Annotated in this window: 19 protein-coding genes and 1 tRNA gene; 5 read left to right on the top strand and 15 right to left on the bottom strand. The window is 39.7% G+C overall.

The features are described 5' to 3' along the window. Position 1: 1 nt before the first annotated feature. From flgB to J8L97_RS00955, 3 genes are all read right to left on the bottom strand, one after another. The gene (gene flgB, locus J8L97_RS00945) at positions 2 to 412 is read right to left on the bottom strand and encodes a flagellar basal body rod protein FlgB (RefSeq protein WP_192506807.1); all 411 of its coding nucleotides are present in this window, start codon (positions 410 to 412) and stop codon (positions 2 to 4) included. An 81-nt stretch (positions 413 to 493) separates the two neighbouring features. Beyond that, the gene (locus J8L97_RS00950; RefSeq protein WP_210996288.1) at positions 494 to 1327 is read right to left on the bottom strand and encodes a protein-glutamate O-methyltransferase CheR; all 834 of its coding nucleotides are present in this window, start codon (positions 1325 to 1327) and stop codon (positions 494 to 496) included. A 17-nt stretch (positions 1328 to 1344) separates the two neighbouring features. Then, positions 1345 to 2277, bottom strand: coding sequence for a chemotaxis protein CheV (locus J8L97_RS00955; protein WP_192506805.1), 933 nt, complete (start codon positions 2275 to 2277; stop codon positions 1345 to 1347). A gap of 140 nt (positions 2278 to 2417) precedes the next feature. Between J8L97_RS00955 and flgA the strand changes: the two genes are divergently transcribed. From flgA to flgN, 3 genes are all read left to right on the top strand, one after another. Beyond that, on the top strand, positions 2418 to 3125 hold the full coding sequence (gene flgA, locus J8L97_RS00960) for a flagellar basal body P-ring formation chaperone FlgA (protein WP_211047558.1): 708 nt from the start codon (positions 2418 to 2420) through the stop codon (positions 3123 to 3125). 74 nt (positions 3126 to 3199) lie between these two features. Further along, positions 3200 to 3523, top strand: coding sequence for a flagellar biosynthesis anti-sigma factor FlgM (gene flgM / locus J8L97_RS00965; protein ID WP_192506803.1), 324 nt, complete (start codon positions 3200 to 3202; stop codon positions 3521 to 3523). After that, positions 3516 to 3944 (top strand): flagellar export chaperone FlgN, encoded by a 429-nt coding sequence (flgN, locus tag J8L97_RS00970; protein WP_211047559.1) that lies wholly within the window; start codon positions 3516 to 3518, stop codon positions 3942 to 3944. Before flgM ends, flgN begins: the two co-directional genes overlap by 8 nt. A 58-nt stretch (positions 3945 to 4002) precedes the next feature. On the opposite strand, the gene J8L97_RS00975 is transcribed toward flgN, so the two are convergent. After that, on the bottom strand, positions 4003 to 4485 hold the full coding sequence (locus J8L97_RS00975; protein WP_211047560.1) for an LPP20 family lipoprotein: 483 nt from the start codon (positions 4483 to 4485) through the stop codon (positions 4003 to 4005). Between the two features lie 111 nt (positions 4486 to 4596). On the opposite strand from J8L97_RS00975, the gene J8L97_RS00980 reads away from it, so the two are divergent. Further along, positions 4597 to 5787 (top strand): flagella assembly protein FlgT, encoded by a 1191-nt coding sequence (locus J8L97_RS00980; protein WP_211047561.1) that lies wholly within the window; start codon positions 4597 to 4599, stop codon positions 5785 to 5787. 118 nt (positions 5788 to 5905) lie between these two features. Further along, on the top strand, positions 5906 to 6637 hold the full coding sequence (locus J8L97_RS00985; protein ID WP_192506799.1) for a glutathione peroxidase: 732 nt from the start codon (positions 5906 to 5908) through the stop codon (positions 6635 to 6637). Between the two features lie 5 nt (positions 6638 to 6642). On the opposite strand, the gene J8L97_RS00990 is transcribed toward J8L97_RS00985, so the two are convergent. The 11 genes from J8L97_RS00990 to ptsP form a co-directional block, all read right to left on the bottom strand. After that, a tRNA-Arg gene (locus J8L97_RS00990) sits at positions 6643 to 6717 on the bottom strand. Between the two features lie 370 nt (positions 6718 to 7087). Further along, the gene (locus J8L97_RS00995) at positions 7088 to 7573 is read right to left on the bottom strand and encodes a hypothetical protein (RefSeq protein WP_211047562.1); all 486 of its coding nucleotides are present in this window, start codon (positions 7571 to 7573) and stop codon (positions 7088 to 7090) included. Next, on the bottom strand, positions 7548 to 9692 hold the full coding sequence (locus tag J8L97_RS01000; protein ID WP_211047563.1) for a TonB-dependent siderophore receptor: 2145 nt from the start codon (positions 9690 to 9692) through the stop codon (positions 7548 to 7550). Before J8L97_RS01000 ends, J8L97_RS00995 begins: the two co-directional genes overlap by 26 nt. 95 nt (positions 9693 to 9787) lie before the next feature. Continuing rightward, the gene (locus J8L97_RS01005) at positions 9788 to 10417 is read right to left on the bottom strand and encodes a FlgO family outer membrane protein (protein ID WP_211047564.1); all 630 of its coding nucleotides are present in this window, start codon (positions 10415 to 10417) and stop codon (positions 9788 to 9790) included. A 7-nt stretch (positions 10418 to 10424) separates the two neighbouring features. After that, on the bottom strand, positions 10425 to 11099 hold the full coding sequence (locus J8L97_RS01010) for a FlgO family outer membrane protein (RefSeq protein WP_404821675.1): 675 nt from the start codon (positions 11097 to 11099) through the stop codon (positions 10425 to 10427). A gap of 12 nt (positions 11100 to 11111) precedes the next feature. Further along, complete coding sequence (locus J8L97_RS01015) at positions 11112 to 11708, bottom strand: FlgO family outer membrane protein (protein WP_211047565.1); 597 nt, start codon at positions 11706 to 11708, stop codon at positions 11112 to 11114. A gap of 595 nt (positions 11709 to 12303) precedes the next feature. Next, entirely contained in the window at positions 12304 to 13182 is an 879-nt protein-coding gene (gene galU, locus J8L97_RS01020; RefSeq protein WP_211047566.1) for a UTP--glucose-1-phosphate uridylyltransferase GalU, read from the bottom strand. Positions 13183 to 13190: 8 nt separating this feature from the next. Further along, on the bottom strand, positions 13191 to 14024 hold the full coding sequence (locus J8L97_RS01025) for a thymidylate synthase (protein ID WP_211047567.1): 834 nt from the start codon (positions 14022 to 14024) through the stop codon (positions 13191 to 13193). Positions 14025 to 14037: 13 nt separating this feature from the next. Continuing rightward, the gene (gene lgt, locus J8L97_RS01030) at positions 14038 to 14844 is read right to left on the bottom strand and encodes a prolipoprotein diacylglyceryl transferase (RefSeq protein ID WP_211047568.1); all 807 of its coding nucleotides are present in this window, start codon (positions 14842 to 14844) and stop codon (positions 14038 to 14040) included. Between the two features lie 9 nt (positions 14845 to 14853). Continuing rightward, on the bottom strand, positions 14854 to 15663 hold the full coding sequence (locus J8L97_RS01035; protein WP_211047569.1) for a sulfite exporter TauE/SafE family protein: 810 nt from the start codon (positions 15661 to 15663) through the stop codon (positions 14854 to 14856). A 70-nt stretch (positions 15664 to 15733) separates the two neighbouring features. Continuing rightward, positions 15734 to 18004, bottom strand: coding sequence for a phosphoenolpyruvate--protein phosphotransferase (gene ptsP / locus J8L97_RS01040; protein WP_211047570.1), 2271 nt, complete (start codon positions 18002 to 18004; stop codon positions 15734 to 15736). Positions 18005 to 18016: the final 12 nt, after the last annotated feature.

An 18016-nucleotide genomic window follows, 5' to 3' on the forward strand; every position in this document is an offset into this window, starting at 1 on the left:
ATTAAGCTCCTTGACCGCCTAGGGCTTTTTTCAACCCTTTAAATTTACCTGTGAGAAATTGCAAACTTGCTTGATACTCTAATGCATTCTGTACATACAAGTTTCGTTCCACTTGTATATCAACTGAATTACCATCGCCCGTATCTGTTTGATTTGGATTACGAAATAGCTCTACACCGCTGTTTAATTTAGTACCACCGGAGAGATGTTTGTCATTGGTGCGCAGCATTGTATTGCCACTTTGCTGGTTAGATTTTGCCGCTTTAAATGCTCGTGCAAAATCAATATCTTTTGCTTTGTAACCAGGGGTATCCGCATTAGCAATGTTACTTGCTAATATTTCTGCTCGCTGAGAGCGGATGGCTATTGTCTGGGGGTGAACACCTAAGGCTTTATCAAAACTAATCGCCATAACGTAACTCCAAAAATTTGACTATATGGAGTTAAAGCAATTCTTAGGCCAAAATAAAAAGGCGGCAAAAACCGCCTTAAGTTATTGTTTTTTCTGGTATATAATTCCAGGGTTACAACGGATCATATCAAACTCATCACTCAAGCCCGCCATTGATTCCGATGCACCAAGAAACAAATACCCTTTGGGATTTAGAGCTTGGGCAAATTGAGCTATGATTTTTGCTTTCACTTCTGGGGAAAAGTAAATCAGCACATTACGGCAAAATATAACATCAAACTTACCCATCAAAGCATACGAGTCAAGTAAGTTTAGATGTCTAAAATTGACCATTTTCTTTACAGGCTCTACCACCTGTGCCATGCCGTTACCACTGTCTTTAAAAAACTTTTGCCGACGTTCGGATGATAACCCTCGAGCAAGAGCCAGTGCATCATATTCAGCATGTTTGCACATATCAAGCATGGTGTTTGAAATATCAGTACCTACAACCTGTACACCCATTTTCAAAGCGCCAGGGCTTTTAGATTGATATTCACTTGCTGACATACCTATTGAGTACGGCTCTTGTCCTGACGAGCTCGCTGCTGACCATATTTTCACCGACCGTCGTAATTCACTAAATTCTGGGAAAATCTTGGTTTTAAGAAGTTCGAATGGGTAAGAATCTCTAAACCACAACGTCTCGTTTGTTGTCATTGCATCAACAACGGCGGCACGCAATTGCCGCTCATGTGGGCTCAATGTTTTTGCAACCAACTCCGACAATGACTGAACACTAAAACGCACCATGAGTGGTGCTAAGCGACTCTTTACCAAATACAGCTTGTTATCGCCAAGCACAATACCACATTGCTGCTCTAAAAAGGTTCTAAATTGATCGTACTCGTTTTGCTGAAGATGCTTATTTTCCAAAGTATTACCGCCATTCATTAATCACAGTGAACCCATTTTTTAACCGCAGTCGCCAATTCATCCGGGTTAAACTTCGCGATAAAATCATCAGCACCCACTTTCTCTATCATGGCCTGATTAAATACACCGCTCAAAGAAGTATGTAAGATAACATGTAAAGGCGCCAACTTAGGGTCCGCTTTTATTTCCGCGGTTAACGTATATCCATCCATTTCAGGCATTTCCACATCTGAAATCAATAATCCGACCCTTTCGGTTATGTCATTTTGACAATCATCTTTAGCAATTTCTCGCAGCCTAATTAATGCTTCTTTGCCATTCTTAGCTAATTCAGTTTGAACGCCCAATGGTTCAAGTGCACGTTTAACCTGATTTCTAGCTACCGCAGAGTCATCAGCAATAAATACGATACGCTCGCCAAGGTCTTTCTGCATCTCGCCATCTGATACAATATCTTGGCTCACTTCGGTATTCACCGGACAAATTTCATTGAGTATTTTCTCAACATCGAGTATTTCTACGAGCTCATTTTCTATTTCAGTTACCGCTGTCAAATATGAATATCTACCGGCCCCTGAAGGTGGCGGCATTATTTTTTCCCAATTCATATTTACAATACGTTCAACTGCGCCAACTAAGAAGCCTTGAACAGAGCGGTTGTACTCAGCAATAATTATAAAACAATTCGCTATGTCTTCGATCGGTGGACCACCAACCGCTAGCGACATATCTATCACAGAGATAGTCTGTCCGCGAATATGTGCTACACCTCTTACATAAGAGTTAGACTTGGGCATATTAGTAAGTGGAGGACACTGCAGTACCTCCCGTACCTTAAATACGTTTATGCCAAAACGTTGACGCCCCTTCAACCTGAACAGCAATAATTCTAGGCGGTTTTGCCCTACCAACTGTGTTCGTTGGTTGACCGAGTCTAAAATACCAGCCATTTCAATCTCCTACATATAAAACTGCTTGCCGGAACGATATTTGCTTACACTACTAAGGATAAGATTTACCTTGAAGAGGTGTCACAATTAACGCAAAATCTTTATACCTTGTTTCCCCTGATAAGCATAGTCGAAACATCATGAGTTTGTTAAAAAAAACCAAAACCTGCGGGTTTTTTTGCGCGATGGTCTATATTCTAGTCAGTTACCAAGTATCTGCGAACGACTATAGCACTAAAGAACTAGAAGAATTAGCACAAAATTTTGTTGCGTCACAAACAATAACTAAAGCCGATGTAAAAACCAAGTTTTCAACACTGCCATTAGATACTCGGATCACGTCAAAATTCTGTGTACAAGATTTGCAATTAAGTACCGCAGCTAAACCACCCTTTAATCGTCAAGTTACTGTTCAGATCCGTTGTACCCGAGCGCCAACATGGACCCAATATGTTCACGTACGGATCAATGAAATGTACCCTATTATTGTCAGTACCCAACTAATATCTAAAGGAGAGTTGCTCACAAAAGGACACTTAAAAATTGAGTACAAACCAAAACAATTCGTTCGAGCTGCGTATATTGAAGATTTATCTCTACTCATTGGAAGTAAAAGTAAACGAACTTTGCGAGAAGGTATGCCTATCGGTACGCACCAAGTATGTATGGTTTGTAAAGGCGATATGGTTACTATTTTCGCGAAAACGCGTACTTTGACAATAAAAACTTCAGGTGTAGCACTACAAGATGGTAATCTTGGTGAGCAGATTCGCGTTAAAAATCAGAAGTCTGGAAAAACAGTTTCTGCTCGAGTAAAAGATGTTGAATCTGTAGAGGTTAATATCTAAAAAATTTGCTAAAGTTAAAGGTATATTAGTCGATAACCTAAACATGGTGTTTAGTAACCTTGGGTCAATAAATTATGGTTAATAATATTAAAGGTCAGGCACAGCCAAATAGTGTGCTCAATAATGTTAAGCAACAAAAAGCTGAATTGCAAAAAAATGAGGCTCAAAATGCCGCATCGAATATTAAAACGCCGCAAAAAGCAGCAACTGATTCTGTAAGTTTAACACCACAGGCACAACAATTGAAAAGCATGCAAGATAAAGCACAAGACGCTCCTGCATTCGATAGTAAGAAAGTGGAAGAGCTTAAGAAAGCTATCAGTGAGGGCAAATATCAAATTGATGCACAAAAGCTGGCAAAAAATATAGCGGCATTTGAGTTCGATATGTATGGCTGATCACGTTAAACTATGTATGCATAAACTCGAAGTTCAAATCTCAAATCTAACCACTTTGACCCAGTTGTTAGACTCGGAGCTTGATATTTTGGCATCCAAAACGGGTGATGGCCTCAAAGATGCTGCACGTGAAAAACTAACACTCCTCACTGCAATCCAGAAACTTGATAAAGAACTATCTACCTTTCCTTCAGAGATTTACCTAGAAGATCCAATAACAGAGTTAACCGGAAAAATTCAAACACTATTAATAGAGTGTAAAAATAAGAATGATGTGAATGCAAAAGCTGCGCATCATGCGCAACTAAGTGTACGACAACTAAAAGAAATTTTGATTGGTACTCCAGGCTCAATCACCTATGGACAAGATGGCAGTGTTATTTCTGGTAATAGTGAATTAGTGAAAGATATTAAGGCATAGTTAATTTAATTACGCCTTTGTCTATTTTTCGAGTCAAGTTCAGTACCATTAACTTTTATTAGTAGTAAGTAACTCTTTTCACTTTTCTTGGTTTAACTTGTGTAATATATAAATCATGCACGCGCTTCATGTCTAGCTCAAGTTCCGTTGTATAAGTATCCCCAACGGCGTAAGACTTGACCACCCGGGCTCCTCTAATCACACCTTTGACCTGGCTCTTTAGCCCATCGTTTTGTGCAATTGCTCCTTTAACTGTCATTTCTGAAGACAAATTCTGTCCATATACCTGCTCTGTAAGCTCTCGGTAAGCTTCCAATTTGGACACCTTAAGCGCCATCAGCATTTTTTGTGCATCATTCATACCTGGCTGTGCGCTGAGCGGCGCATAACCGATTGCTTTAATGACTGGATAACTATCTGGCTCGACATAACTATATTCAATATGCTTATCGAACATCGAACTACAACCTGCTAACCAAAATAGTATCACTATCAAAATAATCGATTTTGAGTTCACTATCGAATAAGAAGGTATTTTCATTATTAATTGCCTCTAGAACTTAGTTACTAATTCTTAATGCACATTTCTTGCCAATAAATATGGCATATCTATTGCTGTATTAATTTATAAGCGTTCTAATGGAGATCAATCATGAATCAGTTAACCATTTTTTTGAGTATATTATTATATAGTATGGCGGCAAAAGCTGAGTGGTACGAAGTAACAGGCTATGCAAATATATTAGATAGCAACGTTGCCGATGCTCGAAAAAGCGCAGTTCAAGATGCGATTACACAAGCATTAATTTTTTCCGGCGCAACAGTATCCAGCGTACAAACGGTTGCTGATGGCTTGCTAAGCCAAGATCAATTGAAAGTCAAAGCACATGCAGAAATACAACAAGCCACTTTGATCAGTGAAGAACAAAATAATAACGATTACATGGTGACTTTACATTTAGATATATATGCAACCCAAGAACATTGCACCCATCAACAATTTAATAAGCAAGTTACCGTCACCCAGAGCCAACTTATACAACCACATCAAGCTCGTCTTGGTCAAATATTTGACATCGCAAAGGCAAGCTCCCAAAGACTGTACAACACAATGATGGAACGTGCTACAGCAATTAAAGCTGTGCCATATATCAACAGCGCTATAAATGTTCGCCCTTTTTTTTCTCAAAGGTTTGACTACGACCCAGCACTTATCGAAACCTTAAGTAACAATAGCAACAGTCAATATGTACTATTTAGTCAAATCACCGATATTGCGCAAGGTAAAAAGCTAAACAATGACTATGCGTTTTGGGAAGATGACCAATATGTACGTAGCTTTAAGGTAGATTTTGCGCTTTATGACGCGATGACCCGAGACAGACTATGGCAAAAACACTATGCTGTTCAGGGGATCTGGCCATTCGAAAAAACAACTCTTATTGATGTATATAGTGATGAATTCTGGCAATCAAATTACGGTGACCAAATACAAAGCATTTTTAATAAGGTTTCCCAAGACTTGAATAGCGCGATTGGCTGTATGCCAACTAAAGGGAAAATACTACATATTGATGGTGAACGTTTAGCTATCAATTTAGGTCGAGTTCATGGCATTAAGCCTGGGCAAACTCTTGCTATTATGCAAAAAAACAATTTCACAACCCAACAAGGGATGATACTCAATAACCACAGACAAACAATAGATCAGTTGAAGGTGCTTCAGGTTAACGACCAAACAGCAATTACGACTAACGTAAATATGAGACCACTAAGTAATATCCAGCTGAACGACATTGTCAAAGTGATTATCAAAGAAGATGACACCTTTTCCCTCAACTAGTCTAAACTCTGAGTGTTAAATGCTTATCAAAAAAACAGATTGCATTAATTCATTCAATCTATTTTACTGAGAAGTAAGATGTTGCCATACTGACAACATCAAATTTAAGGAGCGTACTATGTTAGAGAATATCGAAGGCAAAAAAATACCACAGGTCACTTTTTCAACTCGTAACAATGAACAATGGCAAAAGATCACGAGTGAAGAAATTTTTAAAAATAAAACCGTGGTCGTTTTTTCGCTTCCAGGGGCTTTCACCCCTACGTGCTCATCTACACATTTACCACGTTACAATGAACTTGCCAGTACCTTCGCTAAAAATGGCGTTGATGAAATAGTATGTCTATCTGTCAATGATACATTTGTTATGAATGCATGGGCACAACACCAAGAAGCGGATAAAATTCGCTTACTTCCCGATGGAAACGGTGAGTTTACGGATGGAATGGGCATGCTTGTTGACAAGAATGACTTAGGCTTTGGTAAACGAAGCTGGCGTTATTCCATGCTTGTCAAAGATGGTGTAATTGAAAAAATGTTCATTGAACCAGATGTACCTGGCGACCCATTCGAGGTCTCTGATGCAGACACCATGTTGGATTACATAAATCCGAGTCAAATTAAGCCCCAAGCTATTAGTTTATTTACTAAGCCTGGCTGTCCTTTTTGCGAAAAAGCGAAACGTTTGCTAAAAGAACATGACTTTAATTTTGAAGAGATCACTCTTGGCCAAGGCATAACCTCTACCAGCCTCAAAGCAATGAGTGGCAGAGATACCGTTCCTCAAGTGTTCATTGCTGGCGAACACATTGGTGGGTCTGATGATTTAGAATTATATTTAAAGAAATAACATACTGGCGTCCCCGGCAAGAATCGAACTTGCATCTAAAACTTAGGAGGTTCTTGTTTTATCCATTAAACTACGGGGACTCCTAAAACATCTTAAGTATAACAATTTCCAATTAAAATTGAATATCTTACCGTAAAATTTTGATAGAACATTAGGGGCTGTTGATCTTTGCTGTTCTATTTTTGTTCTCTTTGAGCATGCTTTTATCGCGGCACTTAATATGTGGCCTAGTAATCTAAGCGAATATTAAGCAACAAAGAGACACGGAGTACTCAAAAGAGCCGGTAAGCAGTGCTTGAGTGGCTTCTCTACTATGTTATCGGCAGACTCACATGGAATAACTATGCTACGCAGCCTCCACCCTGTATTAAATTTAGTCATACTGCTGAAAAAATGAACCAAAAAGATCAACAGCCCCTCGTATATCCCATGATTTCATTCCTGTTTTTATCACGAACACATGTTATTCTGCTGTAAAATATCCAGCAGCATCTCAGCGTCTGAAAAGCCAACTAAGTGGGTAACAACCTGCCATTTTGAGTCAATCACAATAACACGGGGAACAGATAAATTAGGCAATGCAGCAACCAGCCCCTGAGGGGCTACGATCGCAGGAAGTGTGTTAGACATACGTCGCAAAGTTTGTTTGTAGCCTACCTTATTCCCATTAATTCCTACCATTACAGGGTTAAGCTCTCGACAAATCACTGCAAGTTCGGTTAACACACGATGCTGTTTTTTACACCAAGTACATTCTGGTGTGAAAAAGCTCAGAGTTAATCCTGGTCCATGCAAGTTGTACAAAGAGCTATCACTTCCATCATCCAACCGCCTGGTAAGCTGCTCAACATACCCATATCCAGCCCCGCTTATCATCAATATCAAAACACATAGAACGCTTCTGACTAATTTAGAAATCCCAATCAAATCCAGCATATACCATTCTTCCTCGCATAGGAGCGTAAATATATGTCACGTCATATCCACCTTCGGCATCAAATAATAACGGGGAACTCCCTGTACGGGCTTGGCTATAATTCAGTACATTATTGGCACCAATATATAAGGTAAGCTCACGCGTCCAATTAAATTGATATTTGAAATCAACGGTCGAAAATGCTGGTACATCCGTTGGTTTTAGTTTTTTGTTTTTAACATCATTATATCCAAAGTAATTATAATCTTTAAGGTTACGACTGGTTACATAAACTAAAGTCAGATCTAAGGTATGATGGATATACTGCCAATTAAAAGAAACGGTTCCCCGCTTTTCTATGGGGGCAATTGCAAAAGATGCCCTAAAGGGATCATTGTATTTATATGCTTCTGCTGATAGAGCAATATTGAACATTTTATTTAGTTGATACGAAAGCGCAAAGTCTATAGCTAACACACTAGCCGTTTGAATTAATTGGCTCAAAACCGGTATGCCGGCATCATTACTCTCTAAACTAGCTAACCCTTTTACTTGTGTATATGCAATAGATGCGGTGTTTATCCATGTTTCGTTCTCAAAGTTAAGCGAATAACTGATACTTTTAGACCGTTCAAGTTGAGACACATCAATTAGGTACCCTTTTTGCGCATCTAGAATTCCATGATCACTTTCAAAAAATGACAAAGGCGCACGGTAACCTTGTCCAATAGACAAGCGTGACGTCAACTCCTCCGAGTGAAAAACCCTACTATCAACTCTTGGAGAGAGTAATGTTTTATCTATCTCGATTCCCACTTTCATCGGGTCAACAAAATCAGCTTTGACATGATCTAATCGCATGGCTGTCGATACTTCTAACCACGTATTTACCGTCCATGAATCTTGTAAATAGATACCTTGCACCAAATAATCAAAACTATCCGATACATAGTTATTCAGTGTTGCAAGTGCACGAGAGTGAGAGCGCATTTGCTCATTCCGATAATCTACGCCAAATGTCATTAAGTGGTCTGAATTAAAATCCCAATTTAGCCTTAGGTCGACATAATCCATATTATCTTTCGCATCATAATCAACCCCCTCATAAAATGATACTTGTTTATGATTAACACGGGCTACACTCAATATTCCATTAAAAGACGATCCAAACTCTCTTAATACTGACCCTAGTACTTCATTTCTTTGTGTTTTTACCCACTCAGCCGTCTCCCACGGATGCCCTATATAGCGGTCATTGACATGTCCTTGAGCAAATAATGCAGGAGCTTCTCCTAATGACACACTCGCTAGCACATCTTTTATAGTACCTGAATCATCCCCTAAAATAGGACCACCAAATACCTCTGACTTAGTATGATTAAAGCGAATTCGAATATCAGTATCCCGATCAAAGTCATATGATAGTAATGTCGTAAATGATTGATTTTCTAACTGCGGACTTTCGCTCACGCCATTATTATCTCCATCATACTGCTTACGTTCATCTAATTGAACAATCATACTGGTACTGATACCATGTTCTTTTGGCACCACGGACCCCATGAAGGCAAACTTTCGATACCCTAAATTCCCTAAAGAAGCATCAAGCTCACCGCCACTTTCAGTCGGTGTTTGAGTGACTAAGTTTATAGTTCCACCTATCGCCTCTGGTGCAATGAGAGAAGCACCAGCCCCTCTTGCAACTTCGATTTTTCCAATACCTGACATTGCAACTGCATCTAGCCCATAAAACCCAGACAACATTGTGTGAAGTGGAATACCATCGACTAAAACATTTGTATGTTCACCTTTAAGACCATTTATCATCACCCGCTTTGCACCGCACATTGAACATTCATTAGAAACTCTAATCCCTATAGAGTTGGAAATGGCCTCGCTTAAATTTGCGGCCTGAGTTGCTTTAATTTGCTGTTCTGAAATGAGTTCTGTTTTGACTATGCTGTCTTTTAATAGCCCTTTTTCATAGAGGCGCTTACGCACCCCAACGACTTCAATACGTTCAGGGTTATTTGAAACAGACAGTAATTTTGGATCTTGAGCCTTACCGATATTAGCTGAGGCACCAGCAGATAGGCATAAGAAAAAACCATAAATAAAAGTTAAAATAAAGTGTAGCAACAGTAAATCCAACCAAAATGAAAATGATTATCATTTAAATTCCAGTATCTGTAAACCTTTTAAAGAAAAAGTGTAACCTTCATATCCTCAGCGGTTTAAGACTCTATCGATGAGCCGTGAATTACATAAGTTGGTACTAACTTAGTGCTGCTGGCAATAACACGCTTCGACTCAATATCAATCACACGCGCATTCACTTCTACCCCATTCACTCTGTACAGCAAGGTGCCTGATAATACATGACTTGCAATTCTATCACCTGTTAGTTGCTTTATATCACGCGAAAAAACAAAATCACCATACCCCGTAACAGCGACTTGGTTGGTCGTTTTAAAATCAACGACACCGTACCCAAACTTTTGCAATTGATGAATAAAAGTTTCTGAAAGCTGATTACCTAACTGAGTACTGACCTGCAAAGAACGATCTAAATTTACAAAAGACGCAACTGCAATATTAATTGCTTGCTCTGACACCATCGTATCGACCAAGTCTAACGCCATTTGCTCTACATAACTTTCTAGTTTCACATGGTGACTTTGTGGATAATATACGGTCGTTGAGTTCAGTACTTCAGCTTCTCCTGCCTCTAGTTTATCATTCATAGTACTTGGTTCTTTGTAGCTAACGGGCTGTTTAATTGCATACCATTCTGTCATCGTACATCCAGAAAACACCAACAGAATACAGCCAATAGCTAAGCCTCTAATACTTATTAATAACATAATTACCTCACCGATCCGCTTTCTTCATCATAATCCCATCTGTTCGATAACTGCTGCCTAATGCATCCACAACCGTTTGCGGAATAAACCCTTGAGCAGAGCCAACTACCGCTTTACTCATTAATCCAATAATTCGAGCATTAACAAGTACTCCCCCTTGATGATTTACCAAAGTACCCGCCAACACATACTGAAAGTTTTGATCCTCATTTAATTCCAAATAATCACGGCTGAATACAAAGTCTCCTTGAGGTGTCACTCGCATATAGTCTGTCGTTTTGAAGTCGATCACAGAAACGCCAAAGTGATGTAGCTCATGCATAAAGCTTTCCGATAGTTGATTGCCTAATAATGATGAATCATCATATTCATCATCTAGAAAAACAAAGCTCGATACTGCCAATGGGGTCTTTTGATTAACATACTGCAAATTTTCAGCCATATCTTGCATCATACCTCGGACATAGTGGTTTATATTTTTCCGACTAATAGAGGTCATTTGAGAAGCAGTATTGGGCACCGCCTTTTTGGATTGAAATAAATGCGCACTCGCCATTGGAGCTGCCACAGTTCGAGAATCATTTGCGATTGTATCTTCAGCTTGGCTACTCGTCATTTTTGCATTAAACATCGAGCAACCAGCTGTACATAGAAAAATTGACGCGACAAATAGAAATTTCATGATGATTCCTCGTTAGTATTCAGTTCGGTAAATTAAACCATTTCGTTGTTGGACCTTTTCATCCGTCCACATCGTATTTATCGGTATCTCAGCTGTAGCTGCTGAAACAATACGTCCATCTTGCATATTTATCAGCCTAGCATTAACTATGTAAGCATGCTGTTGCTGTGTCAGTGTTCCAGTGACGATAAAGTCAATATTTTGGCGCAATCGTAATGACTCTGCATTTCGGCTCAAAATGCTTTCTGCGTTACTCATAAGAGTCATTTGTGTGTCAAGTCGGTGCTCTATAGTATGATAACCAAGTTGAGTAAACTGGGTGAGTAGGCTTTCTTGAATCTGCTGACTAAGGCCTACAACTTGCTGATTTGCGAGCCCACTACTTAACGCGTCAGCTTTAAAAAAGCTTGTAATAGCGATACGTGCGTTATTCTTACGCATACCTGTTATATTGCTTAATTGCACAGTCAAACTACTGACATACTCATGCACCGTATAAGGTGCCATGCTTTTTGCAGGCGCAATATATGCCACATGCTTAGGTGCAGGTTCTTCAACGAGTTGACACCCGCCCAATAGCGCTATCAGTATTACGAGTAAATATTGCATTGTGCGTGTCCTAATATCATTTGCTTATCAAATGCAAAAAGCATACCTAAATTTGGTTACACGCACTCATGACGTATCTTAGGCCTGTCATTACAATACAATATTGCTGTTTCGTTACTCATTCAACACTGCTTGCTCGTTCTACAAAAAAGCAATGAATATTTCTATCACTTACCTACCTTCTTGCGTGTAATGTATTTTTTGTGATTTCACAGCCCAAATTGAGTACCTATTAACTTAAATAACCATTACAAACGCTGCATGATTTTAGTTTCTAAAAACTGACTCATTTATCGAGGCTTCGCAACAGCGATACAAACCCATAATAAAAAAATATCCTCAGCAGACCCATGTGCGTATTTACCCGATATACTTTAACCCATGTATGCATGGCAAAGCCTTGCCGCAACAAGTCACTTCACAAAAAAGAATTGTTACTAACCTTGTGGTTTCTGTATTAGGTAATTAGAGAAGTAAGAGTCTTTATGTAACTCATACTTGTATATTTATGAGAAGGAATAGAGCGACCATACGTCAGTTTTGATTAAACATAATGGTCGCCTAATTAGACATGTAGGTTAATTCAAAAAATCGATTATAAAAGTGACTTAATGTGTTCTTTTAAGTCACTAGCAAACTCACTTCTACGTAAAGCATATTCTATATTAGCTTGTAAATACCCTAACTTACTTCCACAGTCATGGCTTCTCCCTTTTATTGCGTACGCTTGCACAGCATCTTCATTCATAAGCATAGCAATTGCGTCTGTTAACTGTATTTCATCACCTGCACCCAGTGGAGTTTTTGCTAACAGAGGCCAAATATTTTTACTCAGTACATATCGACCCACCACAGCCAAATTTGAAGGAGCATCTTCAATGCTTGGCTTTTCTACTAATAGATTTAAGTCACAACTAGCGCCCGCATCAAGTACAACATCGCCAATATCTGCGATGCCAAACTTATCAACATTCTCATGCGCGACAGGCTCTACCATTATCTGGCTTTTCCCTGTTTCTTTAAATCGACTCAGCATTTCTGCTAAGTTATCCTTCGTTAAATCACTCGACGCATCGTCTATAAGCACATCTGGTAACATCACCACAAAAGGGGAGTCTCCAATAATCGGGGCTGCACAGTTAATGGCGTGCCCTAGCCCTTTAGCCTCACCTTGTCTTACGTGAATAATTGTTACATCTTTCGGGCATATTAACTGTATTTCGGCGAGCAACTGTCGCTTAACTCGTTTCTCTAATGTTGCTTCAAGTTCAAAACTCGTATCAAAGTGATTCTCAATCGAGTTTTTACTAGAGTGAGTAACAAGTACAATCTCTTTAATGCCAGCGGACACCGCTTCACTAACAACATATTGAATAAGCGGCCTATCAACAATGGGTAGCATTTCTTTTGGGATTGCTTTCGTTGCTGGCAACATGCGAGTACCAAGTCCCGCAACAGGAATAACGGCTTTCATTTTCTCTCCTAAATAGCCACAGGTGCTTTAATATGTGGGTGAGCCTGGTAGTTCTCCAGTTCAAAATCTTCATATTTAAAAGCAAAAATATCTTTTACTTCTGTGTTAATTTTCATTGTGGGTTTTGCATACGGAACTCTAGATAATTGTTCGTCCACTTGCTCCATATGATTAGAGTATAAATGCGCATCACCGAACGTATGAATAAAATCTCCAGGCTGTAAATCGCATACTTGAGCAATCATCATCGTTAATAATGCATAACTTGCAATGTTAAATGGTACACCTAAGAAAATATCGGCACTTCGCTGATAAAGCTGACAAGAAAGCTTCCCATCTAATACATAAAACTGAAATAAAGTATGACACGGAGGGAGTGCTTGCTTTCCCATTTGCGCATTTTCTTTTGGCGAATAATTTGTATCCGGCAATAATGCAGGATTCCAAGCGCTCACTATAAGTCTGCGCGAGTCTGGGTTGTTTTGAATTTGTTCAATAACATCTTGAATTTGATCTACAACTTCACCATTGGGACCACTCCATGAGCGCCACTGCTTACCGTACACAGGCCCTAACTCACCATCATTAGTTGCCCAGCCATCCCAAATACTCACGCCATTCTCTTTTAAATAGGCAATGTTAGTTTCGCCCTTTAAAAACCATAACAATTCGTGAATAATTGAGCGCATATGGCATTTTTTAGTCGTAACTAAAGGGAAACCTTCCTGCAAATTAAAGCGCATTTGGTATCCAAAAACACTAACGGTCCCTGTACCAGTTCGGTCTTCTTTTTTTGTGCCCTGCTCTTTTACATGGCGCATTAACTCTAAATATTGCTTCATAACTTAACTTAATTTAACTATTTGATTGCGACTGTTCTAAAGACTGCCTCTTATACGCCCAAGCCATGAGTACTGCACCGGCAATAACCATTGGCAATGATAAAATCTGCCCTTGTGATATCACACCACCATACAATCCAATATGTGCATCTGGTTCTCTGAAGTATTCAATACAAAACCTAAATATACCGTAGCCTAACAAAAATAAACCAGCAACACTGCCCGCTGGTCTTGGTCGCTTTGCAAACCAAATCAGCATAATAAATAAAACTAACCCTTCAAATAATGCTTCATATAACTGTGAAGGGTGCCTTGGCAAAGGTCCACCAGTAGGAAATACAAAAGCCCAAGGAACATCTGTAGTTCGCCCCCAGAGCTCGCCATTGATAAAATTACCAATTCGCCCGGCTAATAACCCGACTGGGACCAATGGCACAACAAAATCTCCCACACAGAGAATCGACTTATTAGTACGAATAGCAAAAATAACAATCGCCGCAATAACGCCTAAAGCCCCACCATGAAAAGACATACCACCTTGATCAATTCTTAATAGGTATAGCGGGTTTTCTAAAAAATGGGAGAATTGATAAAATAATACATAGCCAATCCGGCCTCCAAGTATAACCCCCAACATACCATAAAACAGCATGTCACTCACTTGCTCTTTCGTCCATCCAGAGTTTGGCTTCTCTGCTTGCCGATTCGCTAGCCACATAGCAAATGTAAAACCAATTAAGTACATTACGCCATACCAACGTACGCTCAATGGTCCAATTGAAAAAATAATTGGGTCTATTTCAGGAAACTGTAAAGCCATAGCCGTCCTTTAGTTCATTATCATACTGACAGCAATAAAAAGTAATAAAGCTGCAAATATCTTTTTAATCATTGAAGTGGGTAAATACTGCGTTGCTTTAGCACCAATAGGGGCCGTAAACCAAGACGTCAGAACAATACCAAAAAGTGCTGGCAAATATACAAAACCAGCAAAACCTTGTGCCCATGTGTGATGAATGCTACCCGAAGTTACATACCCCACAGAGCCAAAAAGCGCGATGACAATACCACTTGTAGAAGCACAACCAATCGCTTTTTTCATGTCAACAGCAAAATAAGTCAAAAGTGGAACTAGCAACGCCCCACCTCCAATACCAATCATTGCTGATAGCCCTCCCATCATAGCGGTTAAACCACTTAAAACAAGATGATTGGGTAAAGGCCGTTTTTTTTGCTGAACTTTTGTACTGCTATACAGCATTTTTAATGCTATCAACACCACACTGACAGAGAAAATAACTCGTATCGCTGCTTCTGGCAATAAACCTGCAATAAAACCACTCACTAACGCACCGAATGCAACCCCCCCCATAATCCATGGCGTAATATCCCATGGCACATTTTTTTTCTTATGATGAGCAAGCGCTGATGAAGTAGACGTAAATAAAATTGAAGCCAATGACGTTGCAATTGCCACTACTAAGATGTGAGGTGAATCCACCACTTCAAAGTATAGTAAAATACTGCTTAAAGCAGGTACAATGATAAGCCCTCCACCAATCCCTAATAACCCAGCCAAGAAACCAACACCACAGCCAAGCAAGGCACAACAAACTATCAATAGAAGGGTTTCGGTCATGAATTGTTTCTCTTCTGCTTTTTCGCGGCTATGGTAGCCTATTCTAACTATTGACGCACTAAGGAAAGTGCTATTTTGACTGGTATAACAACTCACTAAAATCATGTTCAATCATAAAACTACGTAAGAGCCTATGCACTTGCTTAACAGAAGATTGCGCCAAGCACTCATTCAAAAGCATTTCCATATCCTCAACCCGTAACCGGCGTAACACCCATTTCACCTTATTGAGTGCCGAAATATTCATACTCAAGCGGCGGTAGCCCATTGCAACCAATAAAATGGCCCCTTCAGGTTCGCCGCCCAGTTCCCCACATAAACTAAATGATAATTCAACCTCTTGGCATGTTATTGCGATATGGTTCAACACTCTCAATACACTTGGGTGATAAGGGTCAAATAACTCTGCAACTTGAGAGTTATTACGATCAACAGCCAATAAGTATTGCGTCAAATCATTGCTGCCAACGGAGCAAAAGTCTACTTTATCGGCCCAATCACTTAATAAGTATACGCTCGAAGGTACTTCCAACATAACGCCTATTTCAGGTTTATCCATTAACAAAAACGGATCTGCCCAATCATCTTGCAATTCAAAATATGCTTGCTCAATCAATTGTAAAGCTTCATCAACTTCTTCTGTACGGCTTACCATCGGCAGCATGATCCGCAAATTGCCGAGGCCAACATTCGCTTTGATCATAGCCTTAATTTGATCGAGAAATATTTCAGGATGGTCAAGCGATACCCTGATCCCTCGCCAACCGAGAAACGGGTTTTCTTCTTTAATATCAAAATAATCTAGAACTTTGTCACCACCGATATCCAATGTTCTCATCACAACAGGGCCTGGGTGATATCGACTAAGTACTTCCCTATACCACTTTTCCTGTTCACTTTGAGTGGGAAACTGACCTTTTTGCATAAACCATGATTCAGTTCGATACAAGCCCACACCATCACAATAGTTAGCACTTACTTGCTCTGTAGATAAATTGAGTCCAGCATTTAACAATAGACTTATTTTCTCACCATCTAACGTTTCGGGTTCTAATGCGTGCTCTGCTTCGAACTTATCATGCAGTGCACTATCATGATGTCTCAACTGTTCATATTCATGACGCAGGCTATTCGATGGGGAAATATATAACCGCCCAGCATAGGCATCTAAAATTAGATCTTTAGCTTCAAATTGTAATAATGGAATATCTTCGACGCCCCAAATGGCAGGTACACCCATCGCACGAGTTAAAATAGAAGCATGCGAGTTGGCTGCGCCTTGAACACTGACTACGCCCTTGAGCCTTTCTTTCGGGATATCGGCCAACATCATAGGTACTAACGTATGAGTAACCAATATGGTATTTTCAGGATAAACTTTTACAGTCTGCTCAGTCGCCATCAAATGATGTAAGACTCGAAGCCCAATATCTTTCACGTCAATCGCACGCTCTTTGATATAAGGGTCTTGCATCGCATTAAATTGTGATACTAGCGAGTCTATTACATGCTTTAATGCACTTTTTGCGCACCAACCATCAACTAACTGCTGCTCGACTTGTAAACCTAAACTTTGAGCATCAAGCAACTGCTGATATACCTCAAATACAGCCAATGCTTCTTTTGGAATACTATCACTCAAAGTATTAGCCAATACTTTAAACTCTTGCCTTGTTGCTGTAACAGCTTGTAAGAAAAGCGCTCGCTGCTGCTCTACATTATTTACTTTTTGTGATTCAACACTCGTAAAATCTAGCTTGGGCAGTAAAACAAATGCTTCGCCAATTGCTATTCCAGGCATACTTGGTACGCCTTTTAACACGGATGTTTGATGAGAGAAGGCGTCCTGAGCAAGTGATGATTGAATTTCAGCATGAGCCAATTGAGAAGCCAACTGTGCAGATAAGGTGATTAAAAATGATTCTTCATCATGACTAAATACCCTCGCAATCTTTTGCTGCACCACAATAACACCCAATACTTTACGTTGGTGTACAACTGGCACAGATAAAAATGCGTTATAGCCCTCTTCGCAGACTTCAGGGGAGTGCTTAAAGCGTGGATGGGATTGTGCATGTGCAATATTGATCGGCTCTTCACGTTGTGCGACTAGCCCAACAAGCCCTTCCGTAAAACCAATAACAAAATGACCGATGGCATCAGGGTTTAACCCGTCGCTTGCCATCAGTACAAAATTATCTTGACTATAATCAGCAAAATAAATCGAGCAACACTCAGTATTCATAGCGTCTTTAACTAAAGATACAAACTGACTTAATGCATCATTTAAAGTTGGCTGTTGTGCAACCGATTCTACAATACTTCGTAATGTCGCTAACACATGGCCTCACTA

The sequence above is a fragment of the Pseudoalteromonas sp. MMG012 genome, assembly GCF_018100875.1.
In the GTDB taxonomy this organism is placed as follows: domain Bacteria; phylum Pseudomonadota; class Gammaproteobacteria; order Enterobacterales; family Alteromonadaceae; genus Pseudoalteromonas; species Pseudoalteromonas aurantia.